At 34.6% G+C, this 19,386-nt stretch carries 13 protein-coding genes; 11 read left to right on the forward strand and 2 right to left on the reverse strand.

The window, feature by feature from the left end; genetic code table 11:
- Positions 1 to 219: 219 nt before the first annotated feature.
- Positions 220 to 1,260, reverse strand: a complete 1,041-nt coding sequence (locus ACFFVB_RS07820) for a WD40/YVTN/BNR-like repeat-containing protein (RefSeq protein ID WP_382382154.1) — start codon at positions 1,258 to 1,260, stop codon at positions 220 to 222.
- A gap of 62 nt (positions 1,261 to 1,322) precedes the next feature.
- Here ACFFVB_RS07820 and ACFFVB_RS07825 point away from each other — a divergent pair, with 62 nt between their 5' ends.
- From ACFFVB_RS07825 to ACFFVB_RS07855, 7 genes are all read left to right on the forward strand, one after another.
- Complete coding sequence (locus ACFFVB_RS07825) at positions 1,323 to 2,534, forward strand: RsmB/NOP family class I SAM-dependent RNA methyltransferase (RefSeq protein ID WP_382382155.1); 1,212 nt, start codon at positions 1,323 to 1,325, stop codon at positions 2,532 to 2,534.
- 110 nt (positions 2,535 to 2,644) lie between these two features.
- The gene (locus ACFFVB_RS07830) at positions 2,645 to 4,903 is read left to right on the forward strand and encodes an endonuclease (RefSeq protein WP_382382156.1); all 2,259 of its coding nucleotides are present in this window, start codon (positions 2,645 to 2,647) and stop codon (positions 4,901 to 4,903) included.
- Between the two features lie 162 nt (positions 4,904 to 5,065).
- Entirely contained in the window at positions 5,066 to 8,752 is a 3,687-nt protein-coding gene (gene purL / locus ACFFVB_RS07835) for a phosphoribosylformylglycinamidine synthase (protein ID WP_382382157.1), read from the forward strand.
- 32 nt (positions 8,753 to 8,784) lie between these two features.
- Positions 8,785 to 10,809: a tetratricopeptide repeat-containing sensor histidine kinase gene (locus tag ACFFVB_RS07840; protein WP_382382158.1), complete on the forward strand. Its 2,025-nt coding sequence runs from the start codon at positions 8,785 to 8,787 to the stop codon at positions 10,807 to 10,809.
- Positions 10,810 to 10,812: 3 nt separating this feature from the next.
- Positions 10,813 to 11,445, forward strand: a complete 633-nt coding sequence (locus tag ACFFVB_RS07845; protein ID WP_382382159.1) for a response regulator — start codon at positions 10,813 to 10,815, stop codon at positions 11,443 to 11,445.
- A 128-nt stretch (positions 11,446 to 11,573) separates the two neighbouring features.
- Positions 11,574 to 12,008, forward strand: coding sequence for a hypothetical protein (locus tag ACFFVB_RS07850; protein WP_382382160.1), 435 nt, complete (start codon positions 11,574 to 11,576; stop codon positions 12,006 to 12,008).
- Positions 12,009 to 12,340: 332 nt separating this feature from the next.
- Positions 12,341 to 13,750, forward strand: coding sequence for a T9SS type A sorting domain-containing protein (locus ACFFVB_RS07855; RefSeq protein WP_382382161.1), 1,410 nt, complete (start codon positions 12,341 to 12,343; stop codon positions 13,748 to 13,750).
- 78 nt (positions 13,751 to 13,828) lie between these two features.
- Here the strand turns inward: ACFFVB_RS07855 and ACFFVB_RS07860 are convergent, their stop codons facing one another.
- Positions 13,829 to 14,494: a TrmH family RNA methyltransferase gene (locus ACFFVB_RS07860; protein ID WP_382382162.1), complete on the reverse strand. Its 666-nt coding sequence runs from the start codon at positions 14,492 to 14,494 to the stop codon at positions 13,829 to 13,831.
- Between the two features lie 60 nt (positions 14,495 to 14,554).
- Between ACFFVB_RS07860 and ACFFVB_RS07865 the strand changes: the two genes are divergently transcribed.
- The 4 genes from ACFFVB_RS07865 (at position 14,555) to ACFFVB_RS07880 (ending at position 19,292) form a co-directional block, all read left to right on the forward strand.
- Complete coding sequence (locus ACFFVB_RS07865; protein WP_382382163.1) at positions 14,555 to 15,232, forward strand: SIR2 family NAD-dependent protein deacylase; 678 nt, start codon at positions 14,555 to 14,557, stop codon at positions 15,230 to 15,232.
- A gap of 75 nt (positions 15,233 to 15,307) precedes the next feature.
- Positions 15,308 to 17,524, forward strand: coding sequence for a RelA/SpoT family protein (locus ACFFVB_RS07870; RefSeq protein WP_382382164.1), 2,217 nt, complete (start codon positions 15,308 to 15,310; stop codon positions 17,522 to 17,524).
- Positions 17,525 to 17,552: 28 nt separating this feature from the next.
- Positions 17,553 to 18,008 carry a Fur family transcriptional regulator gene (locus tag ACFFVB_RS07875; RefSeq protein WP_382382165.1) on the forward strand — a complete coding sequence of 152 codons (456 nt, stop codon included), beginning with the start codon at positions 17,553 to 17,555 and terminating at the stop codon, positions 18,006 to 18,008.
- Between the two features lie 12 nt (positions 18,009 to 18,020).
- Positions 18,021 to 19,292 carry an adenylosuccinate synthase gene (locus tag ACFFVB_RS07880; RefSeq protein WP_382382166.1) on the forward strand — a complete coding sequence of 424 codons (1,272 nt, stop codon included), beginning with the start codon at positions 18,021 to 18,023 and terminating at the stop codon, positions 19,290 to 19,292.
- Positions 19,293 to 19,386: the final 94 nt, after the last annotated feature.

The raw sequence follows: 19,386 nt of genomic DNA on the forward strand, positions 1-19,386 counted from the left end.
TTAAAAAAATAAAAAAAGGCAATTTTTATTCAAAATGAATGAAAATTGCCTTTAACAAAGTACTGTTTTAGTCAAGAGAATTGGAAAAATTTAAAACCAAAACTTTAACACTTTTTTGATTGAAATTTTTCAATAATTAGACCAATTTCTTTAAAAATTAGAACAATTTACCATAAATAAACTGTTAAAAACGCGAGGTAAAACATAAAAAAGGAAGACTTACTCCTTAAATGTTAATTTCGAGATTCGATTTTTTCCTGCAGCATAGGCTGTCGAATCATTCAGAAATCGAATAGTATAAAATGATACATCGCTAATATGCGTCCAAGTATCTCCACTGTCTTTAGACATGTCTACACCACTATTACTCACAGCGACCAACGTTTTAGCGTCGCTATTAGGCATATATTGCACACAACTCTTATGACTTGGTAATTGACCATCGGCAACCAATTTCCAGGTTTTTCCTCCATCTTCGGTTCTCATCTTATTACGAGTATTCACTTTTGGTTTAGTGTAGTCACCTCCAATAGCAAATCCATTTTGCTCATCATAAAAATCAATCGAGAATATGCCCTGATTATCTATTGTATTTAACATTGGTGTTTCGATACTAACCCAAGACTTCCCTTTATTATCAGAATAATAAATCGCACCGCTTGTTGTAGCAATCCATGCTTTATCTCCTAATACCTTTATATTTGTATTACTCGCAGCAAAAGCAGCTTCTCCATCGACAGCTTTCGGTAATACGTCGCATCCTAATTTATTCCACGTTTCTCCGCCATCTCTTGTTACAATTATAGAGAGACATCCGTTAACCTTATCTCCTACCGCAATACCATCTGTATCGTCCCAAAAAGTCATGGCATCATAAAACACACCTTCGCCTTCTTCTTTATATACTAGTTTCATAGAACCATCGTCTCCTGTTTTATACAAAAGGGCAGGATTTTCTATACTTAACATAAAAAAATCATTTGCGGTATGTGCAACTGCTCTAAAATGTAAGGGTACAGAATCATATAGTTGTTTAGATGTTGCCCATTGTTCCTTTTTCGGAAAATAGAGTCCGTAAGCTCCTTTATCGGCTGCAAAAGCTAAGGTACCATCGCCCATGAGCTCAATAGCTCGAATACTTAAGGAGTCGTTATAAATATCCTGAATTTCAACAGATTTATATATTTTCGAAGGTTTTTGAACATCTTGTTCACAAGAACTGATTAAAACAAAAAGTAAAAGGCTCGTTATTAGTCTCATTTATTAAAATTTTGGCTAAAAATAATTAATTAAACTTACCTTTGTGGCCTTAAATACACAAAATGCGATTACATAGAAATTTATGCTTTGCGGTAGTAGACGGATTAATGCTCATTTTTAACGAAGGAGTTTATGCCGACAAAGTTGTTCAACAATTATTAAAACGCGATAAACGCTGGGGAAGTCGCGACCGTGGTTTTGTAGCGGAAACGACTTACGAGATCGTTCGCTGGAAACGCCTATATGCTGAAATAGCCGAGGTAAAAGAGCCTTACGACAGAGATAATATTTGGAGAATATTTGCCGTTTGGGCAACTCTTAAAGGTATTAAATTACCGGATTGGTCCTATTTTGAAAATACGCCTACACGTAAAATTAAAGGACGTTTTGACGAGCTTTCTAAGATTAGAAAATTCAAAGAATCTATTCCAGATTGGATGGACGAAATCGGTGCTAAAGAACTAGGCGAAGAACTTTGGACTAAAGAGATTGCCGCTTTAAACCTGCAAGCCGATGTTGTTTTAAGAACAAACACCTTAAAAATCACAAAAGATAAGTTACAAGCCGATCTTTTTGATATGGATATTGAAACTGAGTTTATAAAAGGATATCCTGATGCACTTAAATTAAAAGAGCGCGCAAACGTATTTACGACAGAATCTTTTAAAAACGGACACTTCGAAGTGCAAGATGCATCTTCACAATTAGTGGCTAAATTTTTAGAAGTAGAACCTGGAATGCGTGTTGTAGATACATGTGCTGGTGCTGGTGGAAAAACATTACACTTGGCCTCTTTAATGGAAAATAAAGGTCAGATTATTGCTTTAGATATTTATGCTCATAAATTGCATGAATTAAAACGTCGTGCAAAACGTGATGGTGCTCATAATATTGAGCCTCGCCATATCGAATCGACTAAAGTGATTAAGAAATTATACGATAAAGCCGATCGCGTTCTAATCGACGCACCTTGTTCTGGATTAGGTGTTTTAAGAAGGAACCCAGATGCGAAGTGGAAATTACAACCTGAGTTTTTAGATAGAATTCGCGCAACGCAGCAAGAAATTCTTCAAACGTATTCTAGAATGGTTAAATCTGAAGGACAATTAGTATATGCTACATGTTCTGTTTTACCATCAGAAAACAGAAAACAAGTTGACACTTTCTTAACATCAGAATTCGGAAAAGATTTTACCTTAGTGCGCGACGAAAATATTTACGCGCACAAAACAGGATTTGACGGATTTTATATGGCATTGCTTAAGAGAAAGTAATACGATATATAATATTCAATAATACTTACGAGCTAGTAAAGATTTTTCTTTACTAGCTTTTTTTATTTTGTAAATTAGGCGCAAATCAAAAACAACTTAAATAATACCTTATGAAACACTTTTACTTATCAGTATGCTTAACCTTTTCAACTCTATTTGGCTTTGCTCAAATAAATCCACCTGAAACGTTACAAGCGTATTACAACACCGTTAACTTTTCTAAAACAGGCGTAGAACTTAAAGAAGACCTAAGCGCTGTTACCATTGCAAAACATGTTAAAGAACTTACGTACACTCCAGAAGTATGGGAAGCATTAAAGGTTACAGATCTTGATCCTGATAATAGTAACAACGTACTATTAATGTATGGTTATAACGATACGGATAACAATATTTCGACAGACAGAAGTAGAGATAAAAACAAAAACGGAGGAAATCAAGGAGAATGGAATCGTGAGCACATCTATGCAAAATCTTTAGGTACTCCAAATTTAGGTACAGAAGGCCCTGGATCTGATGCACAAATGCTACGTCCAAGTGATATTGGAAGAAATGCAGACCGTAACAATTTAAAATTTGCCGATGGTAGCGGAACTTCAGATTTTTCTGAAAGTGGCTGGTATCCTGGCGACGAGTGGAAAGGAGATTGCGCACGTATCGTAATGTACATGTATATTAGATATGGTGAGCGTTGTTTACCAACCAATGTAGGTTTTGGAGATGCTGCTCAAACACCAGACGACATGATTGATTTATTCTTAGAATGGAATATTGAAGATCCTGTTTCAGAATTCGAAAAACAAAGAAATACCTACCACGGAAACACGTCTAATACGTACGCCCAAGGTAACAGAAACCCATTTATCGATAATCCGTATTTAGCAACTGCTATTTGGGGAGGTGCAGACGCTCAAAATTTATGGGATGGTAACATAGCTGAAGACGATACAGAAGCTCCAACAGTACCTACACTTCTTGCTTCTAGCGATATTACAGCATCAAGTATTACATTAACATGGACAGCTTCTACAGACAACATTGCTGTTGCATCTTACAATGTATACATGGATGGAACGTTCTTAATGAAGGCGTATACAAATACGATCACAATTTCAGATTTAGATGCGGATACAACCTATGCGTTTACAATAACTGCCGAAGATGCTTCTAATAACATTTCTGCAGTATCAGAATCAATTTCAGCAACCACTACAGGAGAAATTGTAATGGATTATTGTACGTCTGAAAGTTTTGAAAACCTATCATCAACTATAGACGTAAACGACAGCTCATATGCAGAACGCACGTGGACTGGAGATAATGGTTTAGAGTGGACTGCAACTGGAGCTAGAATAGACCAAAATATTGATGGTACAAAAGCCGTAGCAATCGACAAAAACAATTCAGGATCTTTAACTGCTCAAACAACGAGCAATGGTATAGGTTCTTTAACCGTAACAACATTACGCGTTTTTGGTGGTGGATCTGGAACTCTAGATTTAGTTGTTAATGGTGAGGTTGTAGGACAAATTCCTTATAATGAATTTGAACAAACAACAACTATAGAAAACATAAATATTGCGGGTAACGTAACTGTCGAATTAAATAATATCACTTCAGATAATCGTGACCGTATCGTTATCGATAATCTTGCTTGGACATGTTACGAAAACACAAATTCTGATTACTGTACAGAAGAAACATTTACAAATCTTACACCTATTCAAGATTTAAACGACAGCCAGTACGGAGATAGAACATGGACTGGAGATAATGGTTTAGTATGGACTGCTACAGATGCTAGAATAGATCAGAATATCGAGTTAAGTAAAGTTATCACAATTAGAGATGGTGTCTTAACTGCTCCTAAAACAACTGGAGGTATCGGAACATTAACGGTAACAACACAACGTGTATTTGGTGGTGGTTCTGGAACTTTTGATGTGGTAGTAAACGGAAATATTGTAGGGCAAATCGCTTATAGCGACGTGGTACAAACTGTAACCGTTGAAAACATTAATGTTAATGGTGAGGTAACGTTAGAATTAAATAATAAATCAACATCATCAGACCGTGTTATTATTGAAAACCTAGCTTGGACATGTTACGACTCTTCGTTAAGTATTGAAGATGATATCTTAAATGCAGTTAAAGTATATCCTAACCCAATGGAAGATTTACTAAACATTGCAATGCCAAACGGAGAAGTATCTCAGGTTGATATTTACAATATTTTGGGAAAATTAGTCCTTTCTAAAACCATCCAGAATAGTACAAGTATTAGTACTCAAAATTTACAATCTGGTGTTTATATTTTAAGAGTGACTCAAAACAATAAAACGATTAACAAAAAATTAGTTAAGAATTAATTTCTAAGAAATTCAATTTAAAAAGCGACCCAATGGGGTCGCTTTTTTTATGGAAAAAACTTTGGTTTATGACTTAAAAAAGACTGTATTATTTTTTGAAAAAATATCGCTAAAAAACACTAATTTTGTCCTTTCTTAAAAAAATAATACAAACCTCATTATATGATTCATTTCTTTGGAAACGTAAACGGCAAATTATTTGCTGTACAAACAGTTAAAGAATTATCGACTGAAACTATTTCAAAATTATCATGGCTTTTTGGCAACCAGCCTAAGTTAGAACAAGCATCAATCGATGCTTTTTTTGTTGGCCCACGTGCCGCTATGATTACACCTTGGAGTACAAATGCTGTTGAAATTACTCAGAATATGGGTATCGCAGACATTATCCGTATTGAAGAATTTGAAGCTGTCGCTGAAGATTTTTCAGATTTCGACCCGATGATTTCTCAAAAATACGAGGCCTTAAGTCAAGAATCGTTCACAATTGATATCAAGCCTGAACCGATTTTAAATATTGAAGATATTGCCGCTTACAACGCGCAAGAAGGTTTGTCTTTAAACGATGAAGAAGTTGCATATCTAGAAGGTGTTGCTAAGAAAATTGGTCGTCCGTTAACAGATTCTGAAGTCTTCGGATTTTCACAAGTAAATTCTGAGCACTGTCGTCATAAAATTTTCAACGGAACATTTGTTATCGATGGTGAAGAAAAAGACGTGTCATTATTCAAAATGATTCGTGAAACTTCAAACAAAAATCCTAACGATATTGTATCGGCTTATAAAGATAATGTCGCGTTTGTAAAAGGTCCAGTTGTCGAACAATTTGCACCTAAAACAGCCGACAAACCTGATTTTTATGTCACAAAAAATTACGAATCTGTTATTTCTTTAAAAGCAGAAACTCATAATTTCCCAACTACTGTAGAGCCTTTTAACGGTGCTGCAACAGGTTCTGGTGGAGAAATTCGCGATAGACTTGCAGGAGGAAAAGGATCTTTACCTTTAGCTGGAACTGCAGTATATATGACGTCGTATTCTCGTTTAGAAGAAAATCGTCCGTGGGAACAAAAAATGGATGCACGTCCGTGGTTATACCAAACCCCAATGGATATTTTAATAAAAGCTAGTAATGGTGCGTCAGACTTTGGAAACAAATTCGGACAACCGTTAATTACAGGTTCTGTATTAACATTCGAACATAACGAAAACGCGTCTTCAAGTACAGCGAAAGCTAGAAAATTAGGTTTCGATAAAGTCATTATGCAAGCTGGTGGTATTGGTTATGGTAAAGCAGACCAAGCCTTAAAAGACACTCCAAAAAAAGGTGATAAAATCGTTATTCTTGGTGGAGAAAATTACCGCATTGGAATGGGTGGTGCTGCTGTTTCATCTGCAGATACTGGAGAATTTGCTTCAGGTATCGAATTAAATGCGGTGCAACGTTCTAATCCAGAAATGCAAAAACGTGCTGCAAACGCCGTTCGTGGTATGGTCGAAAGTGAAGAAAACTTCATCGTTTCTATTCACGATCATGGAGCTGGTGGACATTTAAATTGTTTATCAGAATTGGTAGAAGATACAGGAGGAAAAATCAATTTAGACAGTTTACCTGTTGGAGACCCTACCCTATCGGCTAAAGAAATTATCGGTAACGAATCTCAAGAACGTATGGGATTAGTTATTGCTGAAGAGCATTTAGAAACACTTCATAAAATTGCAGATAGAGAACGTTCTCCTATTTACGATGTTGGAGAAGTTACAGGAAACGACCGCTTTACTTTCGAATCTAAAACGACTGGTGAAAAGCCAATGGATTTAGCTTTAGAAGATATGTTTGGAAGCTCTCCTAAAACCATAATGACCGACAATACAATTGTCAGAAAATATAAAAACCCACGCTACAAATCTAAAAACTTAAAAATCTATTTAGAGCAAGTATTACAGTTAGAAGCTGTGGCTTGTAAAGATTGGTTAACGAACAAAGTTGATAGATGTGTTGGTGGTAAGGTTGCCAAGCAACAATGTGTTGGACCATTACAAATTCCGTTAAACAATGTTGGTGTTATGGCACTAGACTTTAACGGAAAAGAAGGGATTGCAACCTCTATTGGGCACGCTCCTATTTCGGCTTTAATCCTGCCTGATGCAGGAAGTAGAAATGCCATTACAGAATCGCTTACCAATATTGTTTGGGCACCTTTAAAAGATAATTTAAAGAGTGTAGCCTTATCGGCAAACTGGATGTGGCCTTGTAAAAATGAAGGTGAAGATGCTAGATTATACAAAGCAGTTCAAGCCGTTTCAGAATTCGCAATAGACTTAGGTATTAATGTCCCTACAGGAAAAGACTCATTATCTATGAAGCAAAAATATCCTAACGAAGATGTTATTGCTCCTGGAACTGTGATTATTTCTGCAGCAGGAAATTGTTCTGAAATTTCTAAAGTTGTAGAACCGCTTTTAAAAGCTGATGGAGGAAACATCTACTATATTAATATGTCTCAAGACGACTTTAAACTAGGAGGAAGTTCTTTTTTCCAAGCTTTAAATGCTATTGGAAACGACACCCCAGATGTAAAAGATTCTAGTTTTGTAAAGAATGCTTTTAACGCGATTCAGAACTTAATTAAAGCGGATAAAATTGAAGCTGGACATGATGTTGCTTCTGGAGGATTAATCACAACATTATTAGAATTGTGTTTTGCAGATGTTAATCTAGGTGCAGATTTTGACTTAACATCTTTAAATGAAGAAGATTCACTTAAAATATTATTCTCTGAAAATGCAGGACTTGTTTTTCAAGCAGATGCTTCAGTAGAAACTATTTTAGCTGAAAACAATATTGAAGTATTCAAAATTGGAACAGCTAATGCTTCTGGTAAAATAAACATTAAAAACAACGAAGATGCATTCGCTTTTGATGTAGCCGAATTAAGAGATGTGTGGTACAAAACATCTTATTTATTAGACCAAAAACAAACCAAAAATAATGTTGCTGATGCGCGTTATGCAAACTATAAAAATCAGCCACTTCAATATACATTCCCTAAAAATTTCACAGGTAAGCGTCCTACAATAGATGCAAGTCAGCCAAAACCAAAAGCTGCTATTATTCGTGAAAAAGGAAGTAATTCTGAACGTGAAATGGCAAATGCCATGTATTTAGCTGGTTTCGATGTAAAAGATGTACACATGACCGATTTAATTTCTGGTCGTGAAACCCTTGAAGACATTCAGTTTATTGGTGCCGTTGGAGGTTTTTCTAACAGTGATGTTTTAGGTTCTGCTAAAGGTTGGGCAGGTGCATTTATGTATAATGAAAAAGCAAATACAGCATTAAAGAATTTCTTTAAAAGAGAAGACACGCTTTCTGTTGGAATCTGTAATGGATGTCAACTTTGGATGGAATTAGAATTGATTAATCCAGAACACGACGTTCACGGAAAAATGTTACATAACGACTCGCATAAACACGAAAGTTCATTTACTTCAGTAGAAATTCAGAAAAACAATTCGGTAATGTTATCTAGTTTAGAAGGTAGCACACTTGGTGTTTGGATTTCTCACGGAGAAGGAAAATTCAACCTTCCTAAAGAAGAAAGCGAATACAATATTGTAGCTAAATATGGTTACGAAGGTTATCCTGCAAATCCTAATGGCTCGGACTTTAATACAGCCATGATGTGTGACGCTTCAGGAAGACATTTAGTAACGATGCCACATATAGAACGTTCTACATTTCAATGGAACTGGGCAAACTATCCAGAAGGCAGAACAGACGAAGTGTCTCCGTGGTTAGAAGCATTTGAAAATGCTAAAAAATGGATTGACGGGAATAAACAATAAAATTCATTACATTCGTTTTATAAACGGAGTGAATGAAATATATATTACTAGTCTTTATATTACTGACTAACACAATTATACTTGCACAAGACACAACGCATCAGCTTGACGTTGATGCGTTGAAAGTGCAAATAAAATCTGAAACGAATAAAGGTCAGAAACTAAAATTACTTGATAGTTTAACAGACCTTATTTATCAGAAAACAGAATTGGATTTCGACTCTATCTCTAGATTCACTATAGATTATGCCATCCAATTAGACTCCTTTAATATTGCCTCTCGCAATACTCAAAACCTTATAAATTATTATAATAATGTCTTAGGCCAACCTGAGGAAGGCGTAATACTTTTCAAAACCTATTTCAACACTTTTAAAGATCATTTAACCGACAGAAACCTTGCCGGAATCTACATCGATGCTGGAGATAGTTATTATTTCATAAAAGAAGTCGACACCGCGATGTCTTATTATAGCAAAGCGAAAGACTACGCGACAAAAGCAGGTAACGATCACGTAAAAGCCTTTGCCATTTTATACCAAGGGTACACCTACACCGACGAAGGTGATTTTGCTAAGGCATCTCAACACATACAGGAAGCTTCAAAAATTTTTCAAAAAGTTAAGGATACCTTCAATATTATTACCTCAAGAAATGCCTTATCTATATTATATAGTGCCAACGGATTTTTAAAGGAAGCAGAACTAGAACGCAAAGAAGCTATTGAGCTGGGAGAGCTTTCTAAAAATTACGGGGTATTAATTTCAATTTATGCCAATTCTGCCACCGATAATAAGAAACAGGGTTTACAAAAAGAACGTTTAATTAATATACATAAAGCGGTTGCGGCTAGTGAAAAATCAGATCACCTTGATTATTTTAGACCGATACTTCTACATACCTTAGTTATTGCGTATGCCGAAAATGACAGTCTAGACAAAGCTAGATCGTATTATAAAACATTAAAAGCAGATAAAAAAAACATTGAAGGCATCTATGAAAGTAATTACTATAGAGCTTCTAGCCGTTTAGCTTTTGCTGAAAAAGACTATCCTTCTGCTCTAGAATGGGGTGAGAAATACCTCGATCTTGTTAAAGCGACAAACAACATTCACAACATAGAAGATGGCGAATCCTTTTTAGCCGATGTTTACGAAAAACTCAATCAATATAAGGAAGCGTATACACATTTAAAAGCCTTTAAAAAGATTGAAGATTCACTGAAATCTGTTCAAAAAAACAATGCCTTAAGCTATTACCAAACGCTTTATGAAACCAATAAACGCGATCAGAAAATAAAAGATCAGAATAGTGAGATAAAATTATTAGACGAACAACACACGCGTAAAGCACAATTAATGTGGCTCAGCATAATTATTCTTATTGCTTTATTTTCAATCATTTATTTGTATCGTTCTCGTAAATATTCACGAAAAAATGTTCAACTTCAGAAAATATTTGCTCAAGATTTAATTCATAGTGTCGAAGCAGAACGTAAACGTATTTCTAGCGAGCTTCATGATAGTGTTGGACAAAGCCTCTTACTTATTAAGAATAAAATATTTTTAGAAAGTGAAAACAGAACAGATACGGCTTTGGTTGATGATGCTATTGATGAGATAAGAACAATATCTCAGCAATTACATCCTTTTCAATTTGAAAAATTAGGTTTAATAAATTCGATAAAAAATACAGTAGAAAACTTTCAAAAGAATTCTCTTATTTTCTATTCAGAAGATATAGACATCGAAGTTTTAGATATTTCAAAAGACAAGGAAATATTTATTTATAGAATACTACAAGAATGCTTAAATAATGTTGAAAAACATTCTGAAGCAAAGGCCTGCGCCATACGCATAGAAAATTTAAAAGATGCCGTTCTTTTTGAAATAAAAGATAATGGGATTGGTTTTGACGTTACAGAAAATACTAAATTATTAAATAGTTTAGGCATGAAAACGCTAAAAGAACGCGCACAACTTATCGGTGCACAGCTAAGTATTAATTCGATTAAGGGAACAGGAACAACAATTCAAATAAAAATTCAAAAAGACTAAACTATGGCGACCACTATTCTTCTTGCCGACGACCACCCTTTATTATTAAATGGTACTAAAGAGTTTTTAGAAAAAAAATGGTTTAAAGTGATTGCTACAGCAACCGATGGTAATTCGGCTTATAATAGAATTGTAGAATTACAGCCTGATATTGCCATTTTGGATTTTGATATGCCAAAACTGAACGGCTTAGAAATTGCTATGGAAATTAAACGAAATAGCTTAACTACAAAAGTTGTTATTTTAACTTTACATAAACAGGAATCGATCTTAAAAGAAGTTGGAAAATCTATACATGGCTATGTTACTAAAGATAGTGCTTTAGAAGAATTGGAAGCCTGCCTGGAAAGCATAAAAAACAACACTAATTATGTTGGTAAAAAATTACTAACTAGTATTCATATTAATAGTAGTACAGATTCTAGTGTTGAAAAATTGACACCTACCGAACTAAAAATTTTAAAGTATTTAAATAAGAATTTCAGTAGTCCGCAAATCGCAGAAGAATTATTTATTTCAAAACGTACAGTTGAAAAACACAGAAGCAATATTATTAAAAAATTAGAAATTGATACCACTAGCCAAAACGCACTCTTTCTTTGGTTAAAAAACAATCCAAATATTTTCAATACGTAAGCTTACGAATAGTTTACTAATGCAACAATATTTACTTTTAGGAAACTTAAATACAACGCATTATACACAACACACACACATATTACACGCCTATTAATTATTGGATTCTTAACGTTTATTCGGTTGAATTGCACGATAACGAAACGCATCTAATACAGCCAGATGGTTACAGCTATATTATTTATAAAACAGAAGAGACAAGCACTGTATTATACTACAAGCCGTCTACAGCACCTTTAATCCTTAAATCCGAACGCGAGAGTATCTACTATATCTCCAAGTGTAGGCCCACTTTTGTCGGTTATTTAATGAAACAAAAAATTAAAATGACACCGTTAAAACCAACCGATTTTTTAAAAAGCCTGTCTTCCACTAAATTTAAATCTATAATCCCTACAGTACTAGACAATATTGTAATGCATTTACATGCGAACAAAAACGCATCCTTACCGGAGCTTAAAAAGCATTACCAATGTACTCATCTAAAAATAAATTACCTTTTTAAAAAAAATATCGGGGTTACGTTTAGTGAATATAAAAACATTTTAAAGCAAATTACGTAACTCTACGCATTGTAAAACCTAATGATTATCTATAATTTAGTTCTAACTATAAAACATTTAAATATATCTATATCTCCTATAGTAAATGCGTTTCAAATAAAATAAAAGTGCTATTAGTCCAAAATGACAGATTAAGATCGAAATGGTCTTAATCTGTTTTTTTGCCGTTATTTCCATAACTAGATCTTTAAGAAAATCACTCTAGAAGTACTAGCGACCCGGAAACTACTGCTCCAAAAAACACGAGCCTTTTCTAAAAACAAGAAGCAGCAGTAACCTCTCACCTTCTACTAAAACTTTTTTTATTCGTTAAAATGCTTTATTTTCAAGCTGTGAAAAAATTATTTATCGGATTATTTATATTGTGGTCAATTGGTAATCTTAACGCTCAGAACCACAGCAATCAAAACGAACGCATCACACAATTTTTCTATCGCGATAGCATCATTTCCATGCAGCACTGGTTAAATTCTAACAAAACCATAGATAGTATAAAAACCTATTATAAAACAGGAGAACTCGATGAGTCTTTTTACTTATTCAAAAATAAATTCCAAGGCACTTGTTATAAACACAATAAAAAAGGTGAATTGGTTACTACTTGGATTTTCGATAAAGGAAAACTAAAAACAAGAACAGACCACATTCTTGAATTCACGAAAAAGAATGAAGAAAAAATTATAAAATTCCACACCGATTTAATTGCCATTAATCTTGCGCTAAAAAACACACCTAACAAAACGTCTTTAATTGCAAAACGGGCACGTATACGCACACATTTAAGCAATCATACCTTAGCAATAAACGACTATTTACATCTAATTAAGGTACTTCACAAACTATCGAAAAAGAAAAACACCCCACCTCCTGCAAACTTATTAGCAAATGTATACAGCACCTTAGCAACAAATTATGAGGCTTTAGAAATGGATAATTACGTGATTAATTACAAGTTTAAAGCCATGGCTGCCGATCCGGAAAACACGCGCTTAATATATAATTTCAGTTCCTTTTTATACATGATAAAATCTTACGAACTCGCGCTCTATTATGCGAATCAGGTTATCGCAATAAAACCAGAACATTCATTTGCTAATCGTTTACTAGCCGCCATTTATACGGAGTATGAAGATTACGACAAAGCATTAAATCATATAAATATTGCATTTAAAAATGAGGACAGTTTATTAAAAAACGGATACGGAACTGAAGAGCAAGATATAAGAACACAAAGAGGTTATATTCTTCATAAACTGGGAACATCTAACGCTGGGATTACAGATTTAAAAGAAGCGTTACGATTAAATGAAGATAATTCCTTCGCGTACCGAAATCTTGGAGTCGTGTATTACGATTTAGAATTATATAATTTAGCGTGCACTAACTTACAGCAGGCAAAAACATTGGGTTATGAAAAAACTCACGATCGGTACGATTTACAGGATTATCTCGAGTATTCCTGCAATTACACACAAAACGAAATACTTGCGAGAACGACTCATAAATCTCCAAACCGAGAAAATAAACCATCTATTTACCCCAATCCGACTAACGATATTGTGAATATTAAAAATCTAGCATTCCAAGATTATGATTTTAGGGTGTTTGATTTCACGGGGAAATTAGTAAAAGAGGGCAATAGTAAAGTACCTATAAATATATCACACCTCCCCACTGGCGCTTATATTCTAAAAGTAACTTCTAACAACTTAAATGAAACGTTTAGAATACTAAAAGAGTAAATCGGTATCTAAGGATACATGTAATTATTTAAAGCATCTTGAATTTAAAGTTTCGCATGGCCTAAAACGAATAGGTGCTTACTCTGATTTCTGATTTGAATAAAAATGTTCAACAATCTCATCGTAACTCTTAATCGTACTTTTTATCCAATCCATGCGCTTTTCTAACTGCTCTTCCTCGGTAAGCCTCCATTCTATATTGGTGCGCTTTAGCTTAGTTGTTACATGTTGTAAAATAATAGCTGCAGAAACAGAGATATTTAAACTCTCTGTAAACCCAACCATAGGAATTTTTAAAAACGAGTCTGCTTCATCTAACACCGCTTGCGACAACCCTTCTGTTTCTCTTCCGAAGAAAAAACAAGACGGCTTAGATACATCAAAATCATGTAATTCACAATCGTTTTCATGCGGCGTTGTGGCGACAATCTGATAGCCTTTTCGTTTTAAATCTGCGATACAATCTTTCACGTGATTATAGCGATTTAAATCTACCCACTTCTGCGCTCCCATTGCAATTTCCCGATCTATACGTTTAGAATTCTTCTCTTCAACAATATTCACTTCCTGAATGCCAAATACGTCGCAACTTCTAATTACCGCACTGGTGTTGTGTAGCTGATACACATCTTCTGTAGCCACCGTAAAATACTTTGTACGTTCGGGTAACACAGTATCGAACCGTGCCTTACGCTCAGGAGTAATTATATTTTCTAAATGTTCAAGGAGTTTTAAATCGATCATTAAATTAGTTTGCTAGTTAGAATCTTCGAATTTATAAAAATGATTTCTTATTTTTAACTAATGAAACATATAGTTGTACTTAGTGGTGCAGGAATTAGTGCCGAAAGTGGGTTAAAAACCTTTAGAGATAGCGATGGATTATGGGAAGGCCATGATGTTATGGAAGTAGCAACTCCAGAAGGTTTTGCTAAAAATCCAGAATTAGTATTAGACTTTTACAACCAGCGCAGAAAGCAATTGAAGGATGTAAAACCTAATCCCGCGCATTTCGATTTAGCGGCTTTAGAAAATGAATATAAAGTCACGATTATTACTCAAAATGTAGACGATTTACACGAACGCGCAGGCAGCACAAACGTAATTCATTTACACGGCGAATTATTGAAAGCTAAAAGCGTAAGTAATGAAGACATTTTACCTTGGACTACAGATATTAAACTGGGAGATCTATGTAAAAACGGATATCAAATTCGTCCGCATATCGTATGGTTTGGAGAAGCGGTTCCTATGATAGATTTAGCTATGTCGGTTTGTAAAACGGCCGATATTTTAATTATTATCGGGACTTCAATGCAAGTGTATCCAGCAGCAAGTTTGATGCATTATGTTGAAGCACAAACGCCTGTATATTATATCGATCCTAATCCGGCAAGCATGAGTGACAAACATGTTAAAACGATTCGCGAAAATGCGACTTCTGGCATGAAAACTGTTTTAAAAGACTTATCTTTAAATTAAACATTATACAATTTACTGTTTCAAAAAACAGCAAAACAATTGTAAGTTAATATTCTTTAAACTACTTTTAGTTTTATGACAGATGCCGAGATAGAACAAGAAAATGCAACGATTGCAAAAGCTTATAAAGACCTTTTAAAGGTTAGTTACCGAACCCTTTCTGATGATGATAAAAAACTGATTCGAAAAGCGTTCGAAATTGCTGTTGATGCCCATAAGGATCAGCGCCGGAAATCTGGCGAAGCCTATATTTTTCATCCTATTGCTGTTGCGCGATTGGTTGCCCAAGAAATAGGATTAGATGCCACTTGTATCGCAGCCGCTCTACTTCACGATGTTGTAGAGGATTGCCCAAGATATACGGTTGATGATATAAGAGAACTTTTTGGAGAAACTGTTGCATTAATTGTAGAAGGTTTAACCAAAATCTCTTCCATGTCTAAAGATCTGGAAGACGTCTCGCTACAAGCAGAGAATTTCAGAAAAATGCTACTGACTTTAAATGATGACGTACGTGTAATCATTATAAAAATCGCAGACCGTTTGCACAATATGCAGACTATGGATTCTATGCGTGCCGACAAGCAAATTAAAATTGCTAGCGAAACGCTCTATATATATGCGCCTTTAGCACACCGTATTGGACTTTATAATATTAAAACAGAATTAGAAGACTTAAGTTTAAAATACACCGAACCGGAAGTCTATTTTGATATTCTAACTAAAATTAAGGATAGTAAAGAACAGCAAGACCAATACATTAGAGAATTTAATGAACTCATTGAAAAATCTCTCGATAAAGAAGGTTTACACTACACCATAAAAGGACGCCCGAAATCCATTTTTTCTATCCGTAAAAAGATGATGAAACAAGGCGTATCTTTTGATGAAGTTTACGATAAATTCGCCGTTAGAATTATTTATAAAAGTGATACTGCAAATGAAAAATTCATAGCTTGGAAAATTTATTCCATCGTTACAGATCATTTTCGTCCAAATCCAATTCGTTTAAGAGACTGGATTTCTTCACCTAAATCTACAGGATACGAAGCACTGCACATTACCGTAATGGGACCAAAAGGCCGTTGGGTAGAGGTTCAAATCCGTAGTGAGAGGATGAATGAAATTGCTGAAAAAGGATACGCAGCACACTATAAATATAAACAAGGAACAGAAAAAGAAGATAGTTTAGATTCTTGGGTTGCAAAACTTCAAGATGCTTTAGAAAATAATGAGACGAATGCCGTCGATTTTGTAGAGCAGTTTAAACTTAGCTTATATGCTAAAGAGATTTTCGTTTTTACCCCTAAAGGAGATTTAAAGTCCCTACCAAAGGACGCTACACCTTTAGATTTTGCATTTAATATACATTCTGAAGTGGGAATGCGAACCCGTGGAGCCAAAGTAAACGGTAAATTAGTACCGCTTAGTTACAAATTGCATAGTGGCGATCAGGTTGATATATTAACATCCGACAGTGCCAAGCCTAATTCAAACTGGTTAGACTATGCGACTACAGCCAAAGCAAGAAGTAAAATAAAATCTGCTTTAAAAGAAGACAAAAAACACATTGGTGAAGACGGGAAAGAAATTTTAAGACGAAAGCTAAAACAACTTAAAATAGATTTAAATGAAAAATCGATCAATGAATTGGTCCATTATTTCAAGCTTAAAACAAGTTTAGATTTATTTTACCGTATAGGTATTGGAGCTATCGATAACACACAGTTAAAAGCATACGCCTCTTCGAGAAGCAATGCCCTAGTTAGTTTCTTTAAAAACAAAATCACACGTCGCTCCAATGTCTCGAAAGAAGACCTTGAAAAGGACGAAGTTATTGCAAAATACGATTTACTTGTTTTTGGAAAAGAAGAAGAGCAACTGGACTATAAACTTGCGAATTGCTGCAATCCCATACCTGGAGATCAAGTATTTGGTTTTATAACGGTAAATGAAGGTATTAAAGTACACAAGAAAAACTGTCCAAATGCCGTATCTTTGCAATCGAATTATGCATACCGCATTATTCAGGCGAAATGGATTGACTCTTCACAGCAAGAATTTTCTGCTCAACTGAAAATATCTGGTTTAGATAATATGGGATTAGTAAATGCGATAACTAAAGTTATCTCAAACAATATGCATGTTAATATTAAAAGCATAAGTTTTCAAACCGACGACGGACTGTTTTTTGGCAAAATTAACGTAATTGTTAAGAATAATTCGATGCTTAATAAATTGGTTACGAATCTTAAAAAAATTAATGGTATAGATAAGGTGTCTAGAATCTAAAATTATACGTAAATTTGTCGTTGAAATTATGAGTTTAAAATCAGATACAAAAAATCAGGACATTGTAAAGAATGTCTTCACGAAATTTCTAGAAGATAACGGTCACCGTAAAACGCCCGAACGTTATGCTATACTTCAAGAAATTTACGATAGTGAAGTTCATTTCGATATAGAATCTCTATATCTTAATATGAAAAACAAGAAATATCGTGTTAGTCGTGCTACGCTTTACAATACTATAGAGCTTCTTTTAGGTTGCAGCTTAGTTAGAAAACATCAGTTTGGTCAAAATCAAGCACATTACGAAAAATCGTATTTCGATAAACAACACGATCACGTTATCCTTACAGATACCGGTGAAGTTATCGAATTTTGCGATCCACGTATTCAATCCATAAAAAAAACTATTGAAGAGGTTTTTGACATTGAAATTAAAAATCATTCGCTATATTTTTATGGCAACAGAAAAACAACAACCAAATAATATACTTTTATAATGGCAGTAGACTTACTACTAGGGTTACAATGGGGTGACGAAGGCAAGGGAAAAATTGTCGATGTACTTACTTCTAAATACAATATCATTGCACGTTTTCAAGGTGGTCCAAATGCAGGACACACTTTAGTTTTTAACGGCAAAAAACATGTTTTACATACCATTCCTTCTGGAATTTTCCACGACGAGGCTATGAACTTAGTAGGTAATGGTGTTGTTATTGACCCAGTAATTTTCAAAAAAGAATTAGATAAGCTTGAGGAACAAGATGTAGATTACAGAAAATCACTTCTTATTTCTCGTAAAGCACATATTATATTACCAACACACCGTTTATTAGATGCCGCTAGTGAAGCTTCTAAAGGTAAAGCCAAAATTGGTTCTACTTTAAAAGGTATTGGTCCAACTTACATGGACAAAACTGGGCGTAACGGTATGCGTGTTGGAGATCTAGAATTAAGCGATTGGAAAGAACGTTATAGAGCTCTTGCAGATAAGCACGAGGCTATGATTGGATTTTACAACGTTGAAATTCAATACGATTTAGCAGAACTTGAAACTGAATTTTTTGAAGCTGTAAAAGTTTTAAAATCTTTAAAATTCATCGATTCTGAAGAGTATGTGTACCAAGCACAAAAATTAGGAAGAACAATTCTTGCCGAAGGTGCTCAAGGTTCTTTATTAGATATCGATTTCGGAACGTATCCTTTCGTAACATCTAGTAACACAACTGCTGCTGGAGCATGTACAGGTTTAGGTGTAGCACCAAATCAGATTGGTGAGGTTTTCGGAATTTTCAAAGCATACACTACACGTGTAGGTTCTGGACCATTCCCTACCGAATTATTCGACGAAGATGGTGCGACTATGGCTAAAGTAGGACACGAATTCGGAGCAACAACAGGACGTGCACGTCGTTGTGGTTGGTTAGATCTTGTGGCTTTAAAATATGCATGTCAAGTTAACGGAGTTACACAATTAATGATGATGAAAGCAGATGTATTATCTGGTTTCGAAAAATTACAAATCTGTACTGCGTATAAATATAAAGGTGAAGTTATCGAACATTTCCCTTACAATATCGAACCAGAAAACGTTGAACCAATCTATACAGAATTTAATGGTTGGAGTGAAGATTTAACTAAGATGTCTAACGACTCTGAACTTCCACAAGCATTAAACGAATATATCGTATTTTTAGAAAAAGCCTTAGAAACGCCTATTACTGTTGTTTCTGTAGGTCCAGATAGAAAAGAAACTATTTTCAGATAAATAGTAAAAACACATATCATACCTTTTTAAAGACCTGCTTAAATCTATTAAGCAGGTCTTTTTATTTGCAATTCTCCCCGTCAAAAAGAAACGA

This window comes from Formosa undariae (assembly GCF_042427615.1).
GTDB classification, from domain to species: Bacteria; Bacteroidota; Bacteroidia; order Flavobacteriales; family Flavobacteriaceae; genus Formosa; species Formosa undariae.